The sequence below is a fragment of the Flavobacterium cryoconiti genome (genome assembly GCF_048158645.1).
Classification (GTDB): domain Bacteria; phylum Bacteroidota; class Bacteroidia; order Flavobacteriales; family Flavobacteriaceae; genus Flavobacterium; species Flavobacterium cryoconiti.
Genome location: NZ_JBLNKW010000007.1, coordinates 141817 through 159485 on the forward strand (window position 1 = coordinate 141817; position 17669 = coordinate 159485).

At 30.2% G+C, this 17669-nt stretch carries 19 protein-coding genes; 5 read left to right on the forward strand and 14 right to left on the reverse strand.

Features of this window, described 5'->3' with window-relative positions; genetic code table 11:
• Nucleotides 1-89 precede the first annotated feature (89 nt).
• A complete protein-coding gene (locus ACM55H_RS11570) occupies nucleotides 90-1370 on the forward strand; it encodes an NAD(P)/FAD-dependent oxidoreductase (RefSeq protein WP_416836634.1) in 1281 nt (426 codons plus the stop codon).
• A 14-nt stretch (nucleotides 1371-1384) separates the two neighbouring features.
• Here ACM55H_RS11570 and ACM55H_RS11575 read toward each other — a convergent pair whose 3' ends face one another.
• Together ACM55H_RS11575 and ACM55H_RS11580 are read right to left on the reverse strand one after the other, a co-directional pair.
• A complete protein-coding gene (locus tag ACM55H_RS11575; protein ID WP_416836744.1) occupies nucleotides 1385-2614 on the reverse strand; it encodes a multidrug effflux MFS transporter in 1230 nt (409 codons plus the stop codon).
• A gap of 128 nt (nucleotides 2615-2742) precedes the next feature.
• On the reverse strand, nucleotides 2743-3480 hold the full coding sequence (locus tag ACM55H_RS11580) for an NUDIX hydrolase (RefSeq protein WP_416836635.1): 738 nt from the start codon (nucleotides 3478-3480) through the stop codon (nucleotides 2743-2745).
• A gap of 453 nt (nucleotides 3481-3933) precedes the next feature.
• Here ACM55H_RS11580 and ACM55H_RS11585 point away from each other — a divergent pair, with 453 nt between their 5' ends.
• The 3 genes from ACM55H_RS11585 to fucP all read left to right on the forward strand — a co-directional run bounded on the left by ACM55H_RS11585 (nucleotide 3934) and on the right by fucP (nucleotide 7164).
• Nucleotides 3934-4779 carry a sugar phosphate isomerase/epimerase family protein gene (locus ACM55H_RS11585; protein ID WP_416836636.1) on the forward strand — a complete coding sequence of 282 codons (846 nt, stop codon included), beginning with the start codon at nucleotides 3934-3936 and terminating at the stop codon, nucleotides 4777-4779.
• Between the two features lie 61 nt (nucleotides 4780-4840).
• The gene (locus tag ACM55H_RS11590) at nucleotides 4841-5779 is read left to right on the forward strand and encodes a carbohydrate kinase family protein (RefSeq protein ID WP_416836637.1); all 939 of its coding nucleotides are present in this window, start codon (nucleotides 4841-4843) and stop codon (nucleotides 5777-5779) included.
• Nucleotides 5780-5799: 20 nt separating this feature from the next.
• Complete coding sequence (fucP, locus tag ACM55H_RS11595; RefSeq protein ID WP_416836638.1) at nucleotides 5800-7164, forward strand: L-fucose:H+ symporter permease; 1365 nt, start codon at nucleotides 5800-5802, stop codon at nucleotides 7162-7164.
• Nucleotides 7165-7390: 226 nt separating this feature from the next.
• Here fucP and ACM55H_RS11600 read toward each other — a convergent pair whose 3' ends face one another.
• From ACM55H_RS11600 to ACM55H_RS11655, 12 genes are all read right to left on the reverse strand, one after another.
• Nucleotides 7391-7840 (reverse strand): hypothetical protein, encoded by a 450-nt coding sequence (locus ACM55H_RS11600; protein WP_416836639.1) that lies wholly within the window; start codon nucleotides 7838-7840, stop codon nucleotides 7391-7393.
• A gap of 354 nt (nucleotides 7841-8194) precedes the next feature.
• The gene (locus ACM55H_RS11605; RefSeq protein WP_416836640.1) at nucleotides 8195-8869 is read right to left on the reverse strand and encodes a hypothetical protein; all 675 of its coding nucleotides are present in this window, start codon (nucleotides 8867-8869) and stop codon (nucleotides 8195-8197) included.
• Between the two features lie 5 nt (nucleotides 8870-8874).
• The gene (locus ACM55H_RS11610) at nucleotides 8875-9378 is read right to left on the reverse strand and encodes a hypothetical protein (protein ID WP_416836641.1); all 504 of its coding nucleotides are present in this window, start codon (nucleotides 9376-9378) and stop codon (nucleotides 8875-8877) included.
• Between the two features lie 254 nt (nucleotides 9379-9632).
• On the reverse strand, nucleotides 9633-10145 hold the full coding sequence (locus tag ACM55H_RS11615; RefSeq protein WP_416836642.1) for a lysozyme: 513 nt from the start codon (nucleotides 10143-10145) through the stop codon (nucleotides 9633-9635).
• The gene (locus ACM55H_RS11620) at nucleotides 10138-10284 is read right to left on the reverse strand and encodes a hypothetical protein (RefSeq protein ID WP_416836643.1); all 147 of its coding nucleotides are present in this window, start codon (nucleotides 10282-10284) and stop codon (nucleotides 10138-10140) included. Before ACM55H_RS11620 ends, ACM55H_RS11615 begins: the two co-directional genes overlap by 8 nt.
• A 122-nt stretch (nucleotides 10285-10406) precedes the next feature.
• Complete coding sequence (locus ACM55H_RS11625) at nucleotides 10407-10859, reverse strand: hypothetical protein (protein ID WP_416836644.1); 453 nt, start codon at nucleotides 10857-10859, stop codon at nucleotides 10407-10409.
• 111 nt (nucleotides 10860-10970) lie between these two features.
• Nucleotides 10971-11399 (reverse strand): PTS sugar transporter subunit IIA, encoded by a 429-nt coding sequence (locus ACM55H_RS11630; protein ID WP_416836645.1) that lies wholly within the window; start codon nucleotides 11397-11399, stop codon nucleotides 10971-10973.
• A gap of 1 nt (nucleotide 11400) precedes the next feature.
• A complete protein-coding gene (locus ACM55H_RS11635; RefSeq protein WP_416836646.1) occupies nucleotides 11401-12120 on the reverse strand; it encodes a hypothetical protein in 720 nt (239 codons plus the stop codon).
• A gap of 284 nt (nucleotides 12121-12404) precedes the next feature.
• Nucleotides 12405-13598 (reverse strand): hypothetical protein, encoded by a 1194-nt coding sequence (locus ACM55H_RS11640; RefSeq protein ID WP_416836647.1) that lies wholly within the window; start codon nucleotides 13596-13598, stop codon nucleotides 12405-12407.
• Nucleotides 13598-13750, reverse strand: coding sequence for a hypothetical protein (locus ACM55H_RS11645; protein WP_416836648.1), 153 nt, complete (start codon nucleotides 13748-13750; stop codon nucleotides 13598-13600). Before ACM55H_RS11645 ends, ACM55H_RS11640 begins: the two co-directional genes overlap by 1 nt.
• 517 nt (nucleotides 13751-14267) lie before the next feature.
• Nucleotides 14268-14594: a hypothetical protein gene (locus tag ACM55H_RS11650; RefSeq protein ID WP_416836649.1), complete on the reverse strand. Its 327-nt coding sequence runs from the start codon at nucleotides 14592-14594 to the stop codon at nucleotides 14268-14270.
• A 467-nt stretch (nucleotides 14595-15061) separates the two neighbouring features.
• Entirely contained in the window at nucleotides 15062-15565 is a 504-nt protein-coding gene (locus tag ACM55H_RS11655) for a DUF2911 domain-containing protein (protein ID WP_416836650.1), read from the reverse strand.
• Between the two features lie 186 nt (nucleotides 15566-15751).
• On the opposite strand from ACM55H_RS11655, the gene ACM55H_RS11660 reads away from it, so the two are divergent.
• Nucleotides 15752-17668, forward strand: a complete 1917-nt coding sequence (locus ACM55H_RS11660; RefSeq protein WP_416836651.1) for a DUF294 nucleotidyltransferase-like domain-containing protein — start codon at nucleotides 15752-15754, stop codon at nucleotides 17666-17668.
• Nucleotide 17669 lies beyond the last annotated feature (1 nt).

Below are 17669 nucleotides of genomic sequence, written 5' to 3' on the forward strand. Positions count from 1 at the left end.
CTTTTTTAATACTAATTATTCGAGTCTCCTCTATAATTTTTGTAATTTTATAACAATTATTTTTTATAAAACTATATCAAAATTATTATATGGAAATTGTTATCATCGGAGGAGGATTTGCCGGATTAAATCTTGCTAAAGAATTAGTAAATGAAAAAGGAATCAATGTAACGCTCGTTGACAAAAACAATTATAATTTCTTTCCACCATTAATATATCAGGTTGCTACCGCTTTTTTAGAACCCTCAAGCATTAGTTACCCTTTCCGAAAATTTTTCTCTGGTAAAAAAAATCTACAATTCCGTTTAGGAAATTTATTAAAAGTAAATCCTTCAGAAAATAAAATTATTCTCAACAATGGAGAATTAAAATACGATTACTTAGTTTTTGCTACAGGTGCTGAAACCAGTTATTTTGGAATGGAAAATGTAAAGAAAAATGCCATTCCAATGAAAACGCTGAATGACGCCATTGTAATGCGTAATACATTGTTGAAAAATTTAGAAAAAGCTGCGATTTGCAAAGACATTCGCGAACGCAGAAAACTCTTAACTATTGTTGTTGCCGGTGGTGGCCCTACAGGTGTTGAAGTTTCAGGTATGTTTGCTGAGATGCGTAAAAATATTTTACTGAAAGAATATCCTGAATTAAGTACTACAGCAAGTAATATCTATCTTGTTGACGGAGCCAATGCTGTATTGTCTCCAATGAGTAAAGCTTCACAGGAAGATACACTTGAAGCGCTGACAAAATTAGGCGTTGTAGTAAAATTAAATACTACAGTTGTGGATTATATTGATGATACGGTATATTTTGGAAATGGGGAAACAATTCAAACCAAAAATTTAATTTGGGCTGCTGGAGTTTCAGCAAAAGTTTTCGAAGGAATTCCTACTGAAAGTTATGGTCGCGGAAAAAGAATGGCCACCGATGCTTTTAATAAAGTTAATGGCACTGAAAACATCTTCGCTATAGGAGATACGTGTATTCAACTAACAGATGTAGATTTTCCTAATGGGCATCCGCAAGTGGCTCAAGTTGCTATTCAACAAGGAATAAATTTGGCAAATAACTTCAAGTTAATGAACCAGAGTAAGGCATTAAAACCCTTTAAGTATAACGATAAAGGATCAATGGCTATTATTGGAAAAAATAAGGCTGTAGTTGATTTACCTAAACCAAAAATGCATTTCAAAGGATTTTTTGCCTGGGTAATATGGCTATTCATTCACCTAATTTCATTGATAACGTATCGCAACAGAATAAAAACATTCTTCAATTGGATGATTGCTTATTTTGCAAAAGATCAATCTTTACGTATGATTATCAGACCTGATAAAAAAGTAAAATCAGAAGCAAAACAAGAATAAATTAAATCCAAAAATTAATGAACTATTGCAATTCCTTCGTCATGAGAAGTTGCAATAGTTCTTTTTATGGTTCGTTTTCCAAAAATCAAAATGATTAAAGCCAAAATTGTGGTAACGGTCATAATCACCACCATAGGCAACATAGAGTCTTTTACAAAAACACCAACTGCAAAAGATGCCAAAGCTCCCAGTCCTAACTGAATAGCGCCCATTAAAGCCGAAGCACTTCCAGCATTTCTTGAGAAAGGAGCAAGAGTAAGTCCTGCGGTATTGGGATTTGAGATTCCTAAACAGCCTAAGAATAAGAATAGCATAGCAATGGTTTCATATATTCCTAAAAGGCTATTTATTGCCAAAATAAGGAATAAAACACTAACAATTGATTGTGTAATTAATGCACCATAAATCATTTTCTCACTTGTGAATTTCCTTAATAATAATGAATTAAGCTGACTAGCACCTATAAAACTTAACGACATAAATGCAAATATCCAACCGTAGGTTTTAGCATCTACTTTGAAAATATCCATAAATAAAATAGGAGAAGCAGCTACATAAGTAAACAATCCTGAGAAAGCGATAGCTCCAGTAAAAGCATAAGTATAAAACTGAGGCTCTTTTACAATACTAATGAAATTTGTAATAATAGGTTTTGGTTTTAATGAAATTGAAGTGTCTGGTTTAAATGTATTTGGCAAGCCCATTTGAGCTGCTAAAAGAATCAAAATTCCCATACACATTAGTATAAAAAAGACAGTGTGCCAACCATAATCAGCTGTGATATAGCCTCCAATTGTAGGTGCTAGCATTGGCGAAAGCCCAACAACTAACATCAATAAAGAAAAAACTTTAGGAATATCTTTCACAGGAAATAAATCCCGAACCATAGAAACTGAAGCTACGGTCGCTGCACAACTGCCAATAGCCTGTATAAAGCGTAATCCAATAAAAGTATCAATGTCAGTTACAAAAACACAACCTAATGATGCTAAAATATAAACCAACAATCCTATAAATAAAGGTTTTTTTCTACCAAAACGATCTAATAATGGCCCATAAAGTAATTGTCCTGCGGAAATTCCAATGAAATAACTGGATAATGTCATAGAAACATTGGCAACCGAAGTATTCAAATCCTTTGCGATTCCAGCAAAACCAGGTAAATACATATCGATCGAAAATGGACCGAGCGCTGTTAATGAACCTAAAATTAAAATTAATTTTATATATTTTGTTTTTGTGATTGATTTACCGGTCATTAAATTGCTTTTTTTAATTTTTTGCAAAGGTAAATATTTAAGATGCCAATCGAACCACTTTCTTAAGTAATATTATATTTTAAACCCAATCTATCTTTATCAAAAACTGTAATCTAAATATTGATTAAGTACGTTTCTTTATATATTTTTTGGTAAACATCTTTACTAAACATAAAAAGTTGAGAAGGTCTTTTTGAAACTCCCACTTGTTTTTCATCAAGCTCAATAATGTATTTCTTTGTTAGCAGTTTTCTCCTAAAATTCCGATTGTCTATTCCATTTCCAAGTATAGATTCATACGTGTCCTGTAATTCTTTGAAGGTGAATTTATCCGGTAAAAGTTCAAAAATGATAGGCTTGTACAATGCTTTTTCTTTTAAATCAGCATATGCTTCATTGATAATATCCCTGTGGTCAAATCCTAATTCCGGTAAATCATTTACGGGAAACCATTGCGGATTATGTTGATTATTTTCTAAAGTAACCTCTTGCGTTTTCAATAAAAAATAATAAGCTATGGTTATCGTCCGTTGATTAAAATTTTCATTTTTGGCCCAAATAACATCTTTTTCATTAATCAACCGATTGGGGTCTCCAAAAACTTTAAATTGTTTTTTATATACATTATCAAGTCCTGTTAACTCCTTCAAGACTCTGGCAGCAGTTTCATCTATGGTTTCATTTTCAAATGTATGATATCCCGTTAGAACATAATCGTTAACTAGAGGTTCGTTATTTTCTTTAGATTCTAAATAACGTTTTATTAATAATACGTTTAGTGATTTTGTATTTGCGTCAAACCCAAAAACGACGCAGTCTACAGATATATTAGGAATTATTTGAGGCATCATAAGATAATAAAGAATATAATTAGTTATTTGAAAGAGAATGTTTACACAACCTTTAATGGTACAAAACTAATGATTTATTTGTAATAATATATTCGTTATAATACACTTCTATTTTTTAATTAAACGTCATTATTACGTTATATATTATTCATAACAAATTAATCAATAATTATAAAAAAATTATAAAATTAAGATTAAATATATTATAGTTGAATATTAAGTTAGTTATTTTTATTTTAAATTAAAAAAAAATAATACATTTGAAAATAATATTCAAAATGACGCTTAATATAAAAAGCCGATAATATAAGTACAAAAAGATAGAGATAATCCAGAAGCCAATATAGTGAACCAAAAAAGTTGGGGTTCTTATATTGGAGTGAAAACAGAGTGGTGGTTATTTTAAAAAATAGGAATCTGTAAAAATAGAAATAAATTTTAAATTATATAAACATGCCGATTTTTGGAACAACAATTTTATCATTTATCCCAGGATGGAGTACCGAAGGAGGTCATTTTGCAATAGAAAAAACAGCTGAATATGGTTTCGATATGCTTGAAATTATTTTACCGGCTTCATTGGATTTCGATGCTAAAACAACAAAAAAACTACTTGATGACAATGGTATTTTAGGACGTTGTACATTGAATTTACCAACGAATTGTCATATTCCTTTATATCCAGACCAAGCAGTAACCCTTATTAAAATGGCACTTGATAAAGTGGCTGAAATGGAAGGTGATTTTTTAGGAGGTGTATTGCATTCCGCCATTGGAACATTTACCGGAAATTCTTGTACCAAAGAAGAAAAGATAATCATTCGACAAGTATTTACGGAAGTTGCTGATTACGCTAACAAGCGCAACATCACGATTGCTCCCGAACCAATTAATCGATACGAAAGTTATGTATTTACAGCTGCAGATGAAGTTTTGGATATGATTGAGTCTATTGGGACAAATAATATAGGATTGCACCTGGATACCTTTCACATGAATATCGAAGAAAGGAATTTCTACGACCCAATCATTCGTGCTGGAAACCGGTTGAAACATGTACATATAACGGAGAGTGATCGCGGTATGACAGGTGAAGGCAACGTTCATTGGGATGATTTTTTCAAAGCTTTAGCAGCAATTAACTATCAAGGTCCGTTAGTTCTTGAAAATTTTTCTTCCCAAATTACAGCATTAGTTGGCCCAACATCCTTGTGGAGACCATCAAAATATAATTCGGAAGATCTTGCTAAAGGCAGCCTGCTATTCATGAGGAAAATGGTCGATAAATGGTACCATTAATCCTTAAACGATACTAAAATTAATTACCCAAATATATTGTTTTACACAAAAAATAAAAAAAATGAAAAAGAAATTAAACGGTGTTTGTTTTGGAGAAATCCTTTTTGATGTATTTCTGGAACACAAAAAAATTGGCGGAGCACCACTAAATGTAGCTTCAAGACTAAATTCGCTAGGAGGGGAGGTTTCTGTTATCAGTGGAGTAGGGAACGATACGAATGGTAAAGAATTAATAGATTATTTAAGTCTTTCAGGTATTAACACCAATGCTATTCAAGTAAAGGATAATTACCCAACAGGTTTGGTCAACGTTATTTTGAATGAAAAAGGAAATGCTTCATATGATATCAATTATCCTTCAGCATGGGATAAAATTGAAACTTCAAGCGAGAATATTTCAATAGTTGAAAAAGCAGATTTTTTTGTCTATGGAAGTTTATCTTCCAGAGATTCAGTTTCCAGAAATACGCTGGAACAACTTTTAGCTGTTGCAAAATATAAAATATTTGACGTGAATTTAAGAGTCCCACATTATACGAAGAAAAATGTTTTGGATTTATTACATGCAGCTGATTTCATTAAGTTTAATGATGATGAGTTAAATGAAATTTGCGAAGATTTAAATTCAAATAAAAAGTCATTAGAGCAAAATATTAAATTCATTGCTAAGGAAACCAACACTGATACTGTATGTGTTACTTTAGGATCTCATGGAGCGGTATTGTATTGTAATAATACCTTTTATCATAACTGTGGATTCAAAGTAAATGTAGTTGATACCGTGGGTTCCGGAGATTCTTTTTTAGCTTCCTTAATCATAATGTTAATCAATGGAGAAGATCCTCAATATGCTATTAATTTTGCCAGTGCTGTTGGTGCAATTGTAGCTCAAAACGAAGGTGCTAATCCCGTAATTTCACAATCGGAAATAGAGGAATTTTTATGTGGTTTTGAACAAACAGATTGTAAAGTCAAAGAATCTTCTGCTATTCTTAATTAACAAATTAAACAAACCAAACAATGAATCCATTCAAAAAAATCCCTGTAGTCAGTAAAGAATTTGTTTTTCAATTTATAATAATAACCATATTATTTGCTCTTTGGGGAATTGCTAATGATTTAACAACCCCGATGGTTTCTACTTTCAAAAAAGTGATGCCAGAACTTTCAAACACACAAGCCTCATTAGTGCAATTTGCTTTCTATTTTGGATACTTTTTTATGGCATTACCGGCTGCATTATTCATTAGAAAATACAGCTATAAATCCGGAATAATATTAGGACTTTTATTATATGCAACAGGTGCTTTTTTATTCTACCCAGCAGCACATTACCAAAGTTATACTTTCTTTCTTATTTCACTATGGGTAATTACTTGTGGTTTAGCCTTCCTTGAAACAACTTCAAATCCTTTGATTTTATTCTTGGGCAATAAAGAAACTGCAACGCAACGTTTAAATTTAGCACAAGCATTTAACCCAATTGGAGCAATAACTGGATTGGTCATGGCTCAGTTTTTAGTAATTAAAGAAATAAAATCAGATGACTACACACAAGAAGCTTATAAAGCTTTAAATTCAAATGAGTTAGCTAGTATTAGAGAAAATGATTTAGGTATTATTAGCATTCCTTACATTGGATTAGGAATTTTTGTCTTAATAATTTTAGTTATTATTATTTTAACAAAAATGCCTAAAACGGCACATGAAGATAAAATGTCTATCTCTGAATCTTTCAAAAAGTTATTTGCCAATAAGAATTATAAACATGGTGTTATCGCTCAAGCTTTTTATGTTGGCGCACAAATTATGTGCTGGACCTTTATTTTTCAATATGTAGATAACATCAATAAAACATTTGGATTAGAATTGACTGCCACATATTACAACATAACTGCCATGATTTTATTTTTATTAGGCAGATGGATTGGAACTGGCTTGATGAAAACCGTAAATCCTTCAAAAATATTAATGATATTTGGTATTGGAGGAGTAATTTGTGCAGCTGGGGCAATTGTATTACAAGGCATGCCTGGATTAATTTCTCTAATCTGCATTTCTATTTTTATGTCTATTATGTTTCCAACTATCTATGGTATAGCACTAAAAGACATGGGAGATGAAGCAAAAATTGGATCTGCTGGTTTAGTTATGGCTATCGTTGGTGGCGCATTGATGCCTGTTATACAAGGAAGTATTTTGGACTTAGGAGGTTCTGGGTTTGCTGATATTAAATTATTTGGTTATATTCCTGAAGTAAATTTCTCCTTTATTTTACCTTTGATTTGTTTATCAGTTGTAACGTATTACGGTTATAGCACTTATAAATCATCAAAAAAGAGTGTAATTAAAAAGGCTAGCATAATTGTAGACGCAGTAGTTTAACTTGATTAGATTTTTTAATTTTAAAAGAAACGAACAGTAAACAGTAATGATATTGTTCGTTTTTTTTTTTGATTTGAATAAACCATAAATTACCTTATTTACAATATAATAATTTGCACTATAATTTATAGTATGCAATGCAGTACGTCCAACAACTTGTTAACAACTTTATCAACATTTTATTAGGAAATAAAAAAACCCCGTTTTATTGGGGTTCATTTATTATTTATTTTTTTAATTTTTTTCTATCATTTTCCCAGTTAAAATTAAATAGTGCAGACATTAAACGACTGGAAACATTAGAATATGAAGTAGTCATAGCCTCATCCCATAACTCAACTTTAGAATTAAAATCATCAAACAAAACATCATTATCAACTGGAATAGCTAAATAATAAACATTAGACCAAACTTTTGATGTAGCAACCAAAATAATACCCGCTAAAGTACCATTCTTTGACCTATGAAATGTTTTAAAATCAAAAACATACTGACCAGTATCACGACGAACCAAATCATTAATAACATAACCTTTTTTAACATCTAAACCAGAAGATATTTGTATTTTATAACCTTTAGTCATATAATTATACTCTTCTAATGTAGTTCCGTTTGGTTTATCCTGAGCATAAGAAAAAGCGGTAAACATAAAAAGCAATAATGTAATTTTTTTCATAGTAGTTTATTTTTTTGTAGGTTAATGATTTATAAATTGTTTCCAAAGATAATGCCAAAATTTAACTTATGTTTATAAATATTCCTACAGAGAATTAATAATTAACAAAAATAAAAAAAACCTTTGTAACTTAATACAAAGGTTTGTCTATTATAAATTTATCAAAATATTGTCTACCAATATACTGACCCGTTTTTCTGTTATAAATGTTTATGTAATGATAATCAAAACCCTCTTTCTCTAAAAGCTTATGCAAGTAATAAATAGACTTCATAAACTCATAACTAATGGGATGCCTTGTTTTATCCTTATGAAAAACCCAACAACTGTAAGGGGTGGGGGTATTATTAGCCATTACTCTAAAGCTCCCCCCCCGCCAACAGGCAAAGGATTAATATTATTTTCAAATACAGCTACATAACCTTGAAATACGGATTGATTTCCTAATTGAGTAAAAGAAGATGTAAACAAATAATGCGAATCATTCAATATTAAAGAATCTGAATTTAAATAATCCGTTCTTATAAGTGTATCATAATATCCTGAGTTTTTACAAAAATACAACTTATAAGGATCTAAAGATATACCAGTTGAATTCCTCATAAACGGTTGTATCTCATAAGGATTATTAGGGAATTTAAAGTCTAAATACGCTTTAAAATACAAATATTCGTTATCTCTTAAGACTAAATCAGGTTTTGGATTTTTTTGATTTTTAACATATTCGTTATTATACGACATAGTTACAGACTGTAACGGAGTCAAAAACGATGAATCAGAAATCAAATCAACATCCATGAAATTATCATTAATAACCGATAGCATATCAGTATTATCAAAATTCTCAAACCCGACACCACTTACTTTTAAATTATTCTGAAAAACAGAAAGTATAAAAAACTCTTCATTTATTCCATTTACAACAAATGTTGTAGTAGTACCATTGTTTACAAAAGTAACGCTTTTAGTCTTTATTATCCTTGAAAGCGTTAGATATTGTATGTAATTATTATTTTCTATAGTGTTCATAATTCCTATTTAAAGAGTGGTAATTTTTTTAAGTACTGAGAATCTAAATTTTTCTTAACATCATAAACAAAATCATTACGAGTTAAAATATAATAACACTTTGAAACCGTACTGACCTGACCTGAATTTTTCAATAATTTTAATTGATTATAGGCATCCTCATCATTTTCAAAAGCAGACATAGGATAGAGTATACCAGTATACCAAGGTGCATCTTTTACCAGAACATCAGTTCCGAAAGCTATAGAAACGTTTTTAGCTAAATTGTGGTAAAATGGATTAATTGTAACCTTGTTTAACTCAGCTACTAAAGTTGTAGGATTTTGATTCGCAAGTGCTAAATCTTTTTGTTCATTTGCGACCGTATCAGCTTTCCCAGCTTGAATAGCATCTTTATAATATTTTACTAAATAAGGCACTCCCAGTAGAAGTGCCAAAATAACAAACCAGTATTTAGATATTATTTGCAAAAAAGGAGATTCACCGCCGTTATTAACTTTTCTCTGCATTTTTAAATAATTTTGAAACGATTAACAATAAAAATAGAAAACCGACTAATTGAACAATTTTCATTTCCCGCCACAAAGCAAGGAGAGGTAAAAGGAAAGGCACTATTTCTTTTTAAAGATTTTGTAAGCCAACAAGCTTGCAATAACAACAACACCAATATGAACTGCGTTTTTATGCGCAGTGTAGAAATCTTGAATTTTTTGTAACATCTTATTTATTTTTTAGAATTATTTTTTAATTAAACGACCGTTTTTTAGAGTGTAACGGCTAACACAGAATAAAAAAAAAGTATTGCGGGGATAAATAAAGTAAGATTTAAACAAGGCCTTTTATACAACGCATATTCTTTTTTTCTACGAATCACTAAACCATTTAAAATTTTACTTCCTGATTTGTTCCAAGAATTAAATAGGTCAGAAATAATAGGGTCATTAGGATTTTTGTTAACTACTTTTAAAATAGTTGACCCCCTAAAATTACCCATTCCAATATTATAGGCTAAACTAGTCAAAGCACCCAATTGATTAGAATTAACTGAGGAAGTAATTTCCTTTTTTACGTCTCTTTCAAAAGCGTTAGAAATATTTGTAAAAAGTTGTTCCGCCCTTGCTTTTGTAAGTGGCTTATCAGTCATTTTTACATGAGTTCCATCCTCATAAAAGGTATTACCATAACCAATAGTAACAACGCCCTTGCCTTGGTCTCTATAAGGCGTTAACACCAAAGATTCAGAATCTTTTATCAGTTTTAAAGCAGCATTAACCATCTATCTCCTTTTTTTCTGAAAAGTCAATCTTTTCTAATTCCTGAGATACAACCTCGATACCTTTAATAATTGCCATTACTACAGCTGAGTATTTAACAATTAACCCAATTACGGAAACAATTCCTTTTAACTTATTCATTGTCTTTATTTTTTAAAAGTTCCTTTTCTTTTTTTTCTCTTCTTTCCTTGCTTATTTCAAGAAATATATCAAACCCCTCGTGTATAATAAGGGGTAAGAGTTTTAATATAATTCTAAACATCTTAACTTCTTAAGAATGTTCCCGCATAACCTCCATTTTTAGCCTTTGGATTGACAACAAAAGCCATTGTATCAATAACAACCTTACCGCTTTTTTTCTCCATTGTACCCCAATGAAAAGCAACAACACCAGTTTTAGTATTAGTCATTGTACAAGCGACAGAACCAAACCAACCCTTTTCTGATAGAACAGATTTTGCAGTGGTTACACATTTTATTGCTATCAATTCACCTTTCGACAATCTCCAACCCGTTGTTAAATGTTGTTCAACACTTGCATTTGGACCCGTTTTTGGGTGATAAGTTGTAGTTTTTGCACCTGAATGCTTAACTACAGCACGCTTTTGATTATTATTATTATTTTTTTGTTCGTAATACTTTGACTTATACGGACTATAGCCGTGTTGAGTATCATTTTTATCGTAATACCCTTTATTTTGTGGATAATTTCCCATTAGTGAAATAAATTTTTAATATTTAATAAAATTTCTGAAATCTTTTTTAAGATAATTACAGCCGTATCAACTAAAAATATTAGAAAATAGATACGACTGTAATTTTTTGGTTTATCGTCGTTTTGCAACTCTAGCCCCTTTCGGTTTTCTAAAATGTCTCCAAGCGAAGAACGCTACAATTAAACCAACAAAAAATAAAATGTAGCTTTTGTATAACTCCCATTGAGTCTTAAACCAAAGACCAGTAAACCACTTATTTACAGCCTGAGCATCACCTGACTTAGCTAACATATCCTGAGTTTTTCTACCAAAAATATCACCCTGAGCCTTAATAATATCAGCAGCCTGTTCAGGAATAACAAAACCTTTAGGTACTAAAGTGACATCAGATTGAGAAGCCCCTTTTTTAGGGTCAGTACTTCCCGCAATCCTAACTAAATCCTGAGAAACAGCCGTAAAATTACCAGTACCTACATTGACTAAATTCTTTATAGAAATAGCTCTTTTAAGCTTGTTTCCAATACTTTTAAAAAATCCCATTTTACACAGCTTTTAAGGTTCTCACCACAAAATTGATAATATCGCCTTGTGACTTGTTAACCTCTAACCAGTTTACATGTGGTAATGGTAAAGTCAATCTATCAGAAATGCCCTGAACAACATTACCAGTAACATCTACATACTGAATTGGGTCAATATCACGGGTTAAAGCTTGCAACTCTTTAGGCAGATATTTAACAACCTGACCATTTACAAACTGATAAGATATATCGCTAATAGTATCAGAAGTAGTCATAATAGCCAAATCAAATCCAGCTACATCAACCTTTTTGTTAACCTCTTCCGAAGCTATACTTTTCGACTCGATAAAATACAACTCATTTGTTTGTACAGGCTCTTCAACACCATTCAAATTATAAGTTTCATCAGCGTCCAAATCCTCTAAAAGAATTTTAATACTTTCTTTATCAGCTAAATAAATAGAACCCTCAAAAGCTAATTCACAAACCGCAATAGTTTTTAAATCACCATCGCTTTGTACAGCAGAAGCACCAAAAGTACTCGCAAGAATGAAATCTTTTAATTTGATTTTGTTTAAAAGAATAACGTTACTGCCGTTTCCTCTTTCAATCATAATGCTAATTCGCTCATTTTCAATATCAGCTAAAGCCAACGTTGAACCAATTATCAAACTACCAATAGATTTTGTTACTGTTAACTCTTCAGTTCTTGTAACACCCGTAATTACTGCAATTCTCATTTTTTCTTATTTTTCATGTTTATACTTGTTTTAACGAGTACAAAGGTTTGTGAAGAATGAAAAAGGGGTTTTACAATATTTTACAATTGTTTATATTTTTTTACATTTTTTTACAAAATACCGTATTGTATTAAGTCTGAAATGGTCAAATATTTTCTTGTCAACTGTAAAGAATCTAAAATAGTACGATACTCTTTTAATGCAGTTGGATAACTTATTTCTAAAATATTTTTCAACTGGGTTTTAGTTACTTTTTGGCTTGTAGAAGTTTTTTTTGTCATGGCTTATAAAAATAAAAATTGATGTTCGTTAAATAGGGGAGTATCAAAATCATTTACAATCTTTTCTTTTGTTCGAAATTCGTGCAGATAAAAATGTAATTTGTTTTTGAACCATTGTAGCAATGGTTTTTCATTAATCATATCCATATCCTCAAGCAATAAATTGAGAGCAACTATATAAGATATATCCTGATTATTTGCGTAATATTCTCTAAATAAGGATTTTGCAAGACGTTTCTTAATTGTGGTACTGGATAAAACAACATTTTTTAAACGTTTAATTATAGGAATAAATTTTGAAATTTGAGACTGTAAATAATCGAAATCAAACAAGACTATCAAATTTTCTTTATTCACTTGACTTTTGCCCGTATTCTCTCTTAATTCAAAAAAACCTTTATTTGCTATTTTCAATAATTCATAAAGGTTAGCTTTATCAAAAATACCCCAAGTCATTGTCTCACTGATATTTTCATCAGCTTTTGAATGCTCGTTTAAACCCCTAAAAAAAGCAGAATTTAACTGATATTCAAACCGCCAAACATTTTCGTTTTTTAAACCATTGTTTGCGTAATATTCATTAATGTACGGTTTTTCAGTAAGTTGGAGCGATAAAGTTTTATTATAACATCGTATAATTTTATCACTCGTTCTTTTACCCAATTGAAAACCATTAAGTATAGATTTGCCCTTATAAGTTTCAAAATAAGACTGTAAATTTTTTGGTCTACCTGATATAAGAAAATTGCCAGAAACGATATTACTATACAAATTTCTATAAGAATGATTAACATCCGATTTATCAAGACAAATATCTAGTCTATTGACTGATTTAAACAAATATGTAGTTTCATCGCAAAAAGCATTTATGACGTGCTTTAAAGCATCGTTTGAAAGTGTGTAAAAAAGATTGTTTTCTATTTGAAGTTGCGCCAGTCGCTCGCTAATAATAGCAGAGCGTGGTTTTGCGGTATAAATACCAATTTTTAAATCTTCATAGTATAAATCTGCTCTTATCTCAAAAATTTTAGTTCCATAATCATAAGGCTTTAATCTAAATTTTGAATTTTCGGGAAACTCACCAAAAGGCAAACCATCCAAATTAAGTATTAAATAATCTATGTTAATGAGCGTAGTTTTTAAATTGTTTGTTTTTAATCTTGTTTTGGCTTGATGCCTTTCTTTATATGTAATCATTAGTTTTTATGTAGGTTTTCTAAAATTTCTATAAAATGTTGAGCAGGAGCATAAGAAGAAAAAACGTGTTTAGTTGTATGCCATCGACCAAAAAGCCAAAATTTAACCTGAACTTTAAAACCTGATTCTTTAAACGAAATTCTTGTTTTCATGTTTATTATATGTGATTGGGTGAGTTAGTTGCCGTTATACCCTACGGCAACGATAAAAAAATATAATGCCCTTAACCGTTCGGGATTTTCCTTCTTAGATAGTAGCATTTTATTGCAGTATAACCCACGTCGAAAAGAGCATTATTTAATAGATTTAAGAAGAAAGTTCAATAATAATATCAGTATAAAGTAGATTTTTAGGCATATACTGAAACATACTATACTGAACATAACCTTTTACAAGTATTTTTTGATGAATATTCAAATAGCAGTATAAAGGTATTTGCAGGACTTTTTCTATTATCATTTAACAGGGGAATAAATTGTTATTAAAATTGAAGCGATAGCCACGAAGCACCAAAATATTAATGCGTTGATTTTTTGATTTGTCATGAGATAAGATATGAGATATATGATATTAGAAAATAAACAATAGTTGAATAAATCAGGAATTTTACTAAAAACCTAATAAAGACACAACACATTAAAATGACAGTAAATAAAACGCCCATAATTTTTAAATAAAAGGTTCGTTAAACAATGAATAATGATTCTTTGGCAAGTCATTAACTGTAAATCTGTTTTTTGATATAGATTCAATTATTTCTTTATTCATAATCTCCAAATCAGCTTTTAAAGTTTGTGATTGAGCAAGAAAAATAAATTTCAACTTTTCGTCAATTTGTTTTATCTCACGAAGTATAAAACCATACTGATACTTAATTTGTTCAAGATCAACAGTCTCGCAAGGAAACTTCGTATATTCTTTTAAATCAGCAGTAACACCAATTATTTGAATAAGTAGATTTTCTCTTTGGCGGGTTAACTCATTAATTGTACTCATAATTAAAAAGTTAAAAGATTATGTTTTAACAATTTAGATATAAGATTTTTTTGCGAGGTGCAATAAAACGTAAATTCGTGGATAGACTGATTTTGACGAATTATAAAACAATCTGATTGTATTTGAATAGATATTCCTACATTTGAACCACGAATACGAATAAACAGCCATTTATACTTTAAATGAGAAGTTTTACAAAAGGGTCGTATTTTTTTTAAAAACGTTTTTGGATGAAATGCAGTATTTCGCATTTTTTCGAGTTCTACCAACAATAACGTGTAATTTTCTAAAGAACTTCTTTTAAGTGCCATATTTCGGGGGTTAGTTATACCCGCAAAGATGACTTATAATTTATATTATGTAAAATAGAATATTTAATGAAACATCTATATCCATCCAATTACTATTAAATACAAAAAGCACTACCTTTCAGTAATGCCTTCAAAATTATAATCTTTTAAAAAAAATTATTTAACAGAAAATGGTATGTTCCAATTTTCCCAACTTAAAACAATATTGTCTTTATTAATTGTGTAAACTAATTTTTCAGCGATTGAATTAGCAATTTGCTGTTTTACGGTAACTCTTAATTGGTCTTCTTTATCATTATATTTATAAGCTCCCCATTGTTTAGCTTCTTTATTAAAAATAATGACGCATTCTTTTTCATTTGGTAAAACAAAAAAAGAATATTTTCCTGCAGGTAATTTTGATCCCTCAATAGTAAGATCTTTATCTGTTTCAAATGTTGTTGCTTCATTTGCGCCAGCACGCCAAACTTCATTAAACGGCACTAATGCTCCCCAAATTTGTCTTCCTTTTAATGAAGGACTACTATAATTTATACTAATTGTAGCGCCATTAATTTTCCCTGTTGCAACCGCTGCCGGGCTTGCTTTCTCTTGAGCATTTAAGAAATTAATAAACAATAATGCAAAAGTTAAAAAAGGTATTTTTTTAAGTAATCTCATGATTTAAAATGTTTTAGTTATTATTACAAACTTAAAATAACTTTATTTAATTTATATAAATTCTTACTAATTTTAAGAAAAAAATAAGGATTGTATAATTTATTTGTTTTACTACATCATTGACAGTATTATAATTGTTTAATTTATTATTTTTACAAACAATACTTTATTTATTTGCCAAAAAATATGAATACAATTGCTGAGCACATTGCTGATTTTTTAAAGGAATATCCACCATTTAATCACTTGACTTTTCAAGAATTATCTGAAATTGCTACAAGTATTCGCGTAGTAAATTTAGAAAAACATAAAGTATTATTTCAAATTAATGATGTTTTGCACGATAGTTTTTACGTTGTAGCTTCGGGAGTTATCAATTTATCAGTCATAGCTGATGCTGAAGAAACATTATTAAACAAATGTCATGAAGGAGATATTTTTGGTTTACGTCCGTTTTTCGCCAAAAACAACTATATGATGACTGCTAAAGCAAGAGAAGAAAGTATTATTTACGCCATACCTATTGCTACTTTCCGTCCTTTTGTTGCTAATAATTCTGAAGTTTTGAACTTTTTATTAGAGAGTTTTGCTACAAATACACGAAATCCAAAGGACAAAGAAAATCTAAACGGAAAACTTATTTCTGACAATGTTTTCTATTCTGATCAACAATCAGAAATGCAATATTTTCAGTCTTTATCATATAATAATTCTCCTTTAATTACAATAAAAAATGCTATTGTTCAAGATGTTGCACAACTCATGAATGAAACCTTAATGAACAATATTATTGTATGCGATAACACTATTCCTGTTGGCATTGTTACTGATACGGATATGCGTTCAAAAATTGCTACTGGTCGATTTCCGGTAACAATTTCGGTAGATAAAATAATGTCTTCCCCTGTCATAACAGTTTTAGAAAATGTTTCTCTTGCAGAAGCACAATTACTGATGTTAAAGCACAATGTCACTCATTTATGCGTTACACAAGACGGGACTAATCAGTCTTCAATAAAAGGGATTATTTCCGAAAGAGATTTAATTGTTGCACAAGCCAGTAATCCCGGTGTATTAATAAAAGAAATAAAACGTTCCCAAACACCTAAAGATTTAAAACAAATACGGGAGCGCCTTTCAGATCTTATTCAAAATTCAATTCATAAAAACATCCCTCTTTCTCATGTAAATAATATTGCCAGCGAAATTAACATGGCAATAATTAAACGTTCGGTAGAATTATCTATTTTAGATTTAGGCTCACCTCCTGCCCGTTTTGCTTGGTTGAGTATTGGTAGTCAGGGACGAAAAGAACAACTATTATTAACAGACCAAGATAGTATTTTAATTTTTGAAGATGTTACTCCTGATAAATATAGAGATGTAAAAGATTATTTTCTTAAATTAGGAAAAAAGACAACCGTAACACTGGAAAAAGTAGGTTATGAATTATGTCCTAATGGGCACATGGGAAGCAACATGCTTTGGTGTAAATCACTGACAGACTGGACTAAACAATACAACAGCTGGATGAATACTCCAGGCGAAAATAGTAATGATTTAAGCAGTATATTTTTTGATTATGAAATTGCTTTTGGAGAAGAAAAAATTGAAGAAGCTATAGGAAATGTAATTTTCAAGAATGTACAAAATAATACCCTGTTTTTTGATTTCTTAGGAAATGATGCACTAAAGAAAAATGCTCCTTTAAGCTTTTTCAAAAAATTTATAGTTGAAGAAGATGGCCTTAATAAAGATAAATTTGACATCAAGACGCGTGCTTTAATGCCACTGATAGATGGAGCTCGTTTATTTATTCTAAACTACAATGTAAAAGGAATTAACAATACCTATTTACGATTCAAACAATTAGCGATTACTGACGCCAAAAATGCCGAAATTTATCTTAATTGTGCAGAAGCTTTTTTGACATTATCAAAATTCAGAACATTAGAAGGTTTAAAAAATGACAATTCGGGTCAGTTTATAAATTTGAATGAATTATCAAAAATTGATAAAGAGAAATTGAAAAATGCTTTTGCTCCAATGAAAGAATTGGAGGAGTTAATTAAAAGTAAATTTCAACTTACACAATTTTCATAAC

What these genes read in the sequence shown, in the direction of transcription:
- ACM55H_RS11630 (WP_416836645.1), bottom strand. Translation starts at nt 11,399, where the DNA reads ATGGGATTTTTTAAAAGTATTGGAAACAAGCTTAAAAGAGCTATTTCT.
- ACM55H_RS11625 (WP_416836644.1), bottom strand. Translation starts at nt 10,859, where the DNA reads ATGGGAAATTATCCACAAAATAAAGGGTATTACGATAAAAATGATACT.
- ACM55H_RS11610 (WP_416836641.1), bottom strand. Translation starts at nt 9,378, where the DNA reads ATGCAGAGAAAAGTTAATAACGGCGGTGAATCTCCTTTTTTGCAAATA.
- ACM55H_RS11620 (WP_416836643.1), bottom strand. Translation starts at nt 10,284, where the DNA reads ATGAATAAGTTAAAAGGAATTGTTTCCGTAATTGGGTTAATTGTTAAA.
- ACM55H_RS11645 (WP_416836648.1), bottom strand. Translation starts at nt 13,750, where the DNA reads ATGAAAACAAGAATTTCGTTTAAAGAATCAGGTTTTAAAGTTCAGGTT.
- ACM55H_RS11590 (WP_416836637.1), top strand. Translation starts at nt 4,841, where the DNA reads ATGAAAAAGAAATTAAACGGTGTTTGTTTTGGAGAAATCCTTTTTGAT.
- ACM55H_RS11615 (WP_416836642.1), bottom strand. Translation starts at nt 10,145, where the DNA reads ATGGTTAATGCTGCTTTAAAACTGATAAAAGATTCTGAATCTTTGGTG.
- ACM55H_RS11605 (WP_416836640.1), bottom strand. Translation starts at nt 8,869, where the DNA reads ATGAACACTATAGAAAATAATAATTACATACAATATCTAACGCTTTCA.
- fucP (WP_416836638.1), top strand. Translation starts at nt 5,800, where the DNA reads ATGAATCCATTCAAAAAAATCCCTGTAGTCAGTAAAGAATTTGTTTTT.
- ACM55H_RS11570 (WP_416836634.1), top strand. Translation starts at nt 90, where the DNA reads ATGGAAATTGTTATCATCGGAGGAGGATTTGCCGGATTAAATCTTGCT.
- ACM55H_RS11640 (WP_416836647.1), bottom strand. Translation starts at nt 13,598, where the DNA reads ATGATTACATATAAAGAAAGGCATCAAGCCAAAACAAGATTAAAAACA.
- ACM55H_RS11650 (WP_416836649.1), bottom strand. Translation starts at nt 14,594, where the DNA reads ATGAGTACAATTAATGAGTTAACCCGCCAAAGAGAAAATCTACTTATT.
- ACM55H_RS11600 (WP_416836639.1), bottom strand. Translation starts at nt 7,840, where the DNA reads ATGAAAAAAATTACATTATTGCTTTTTATGTTTACCGCTTTTTCTTAT.
- ACM55H_RS11585 (WP_416836636.1), top strand. Translation starts at nt 3,934, where the DNA reads ATGCCGATTTTTGGAACAACAATTTTATCATTTATCCCAGGATGGAGT.
- ACM55H_RS11655 (WP_416836650.1), bottom strand. Translation starts at nt 15,565, where the DNA reads ATGAGATTACTTAAAAAAATACCTTTTTTAACTTTTGCATTATTGTTT.
- ACM55H_RS11635 (WP_416836646.1), bottom strand. Translation starts at nt 12,120, where the DNA reads ATGAGAATTGCAGTAATTACGGGTGTTACAAGAACTGAAGAGTTAACA.
- ACM55H_RS11580 (WP_416836635.1), bottom strand. Translation starts at nt 3,480, where the DNA reads ATGATGCCTCAAATAATTCCTAATATATCTGTAGACTGCGTCGTTTTT.
- ACM55H_RS11660 (WP_416836651.1), top strand. Translation starts at nt 15,752, where the DNA reads ATGAATACAATTGCTGAGCACATTGCTGATTTTTTAAAGGAATATCCA.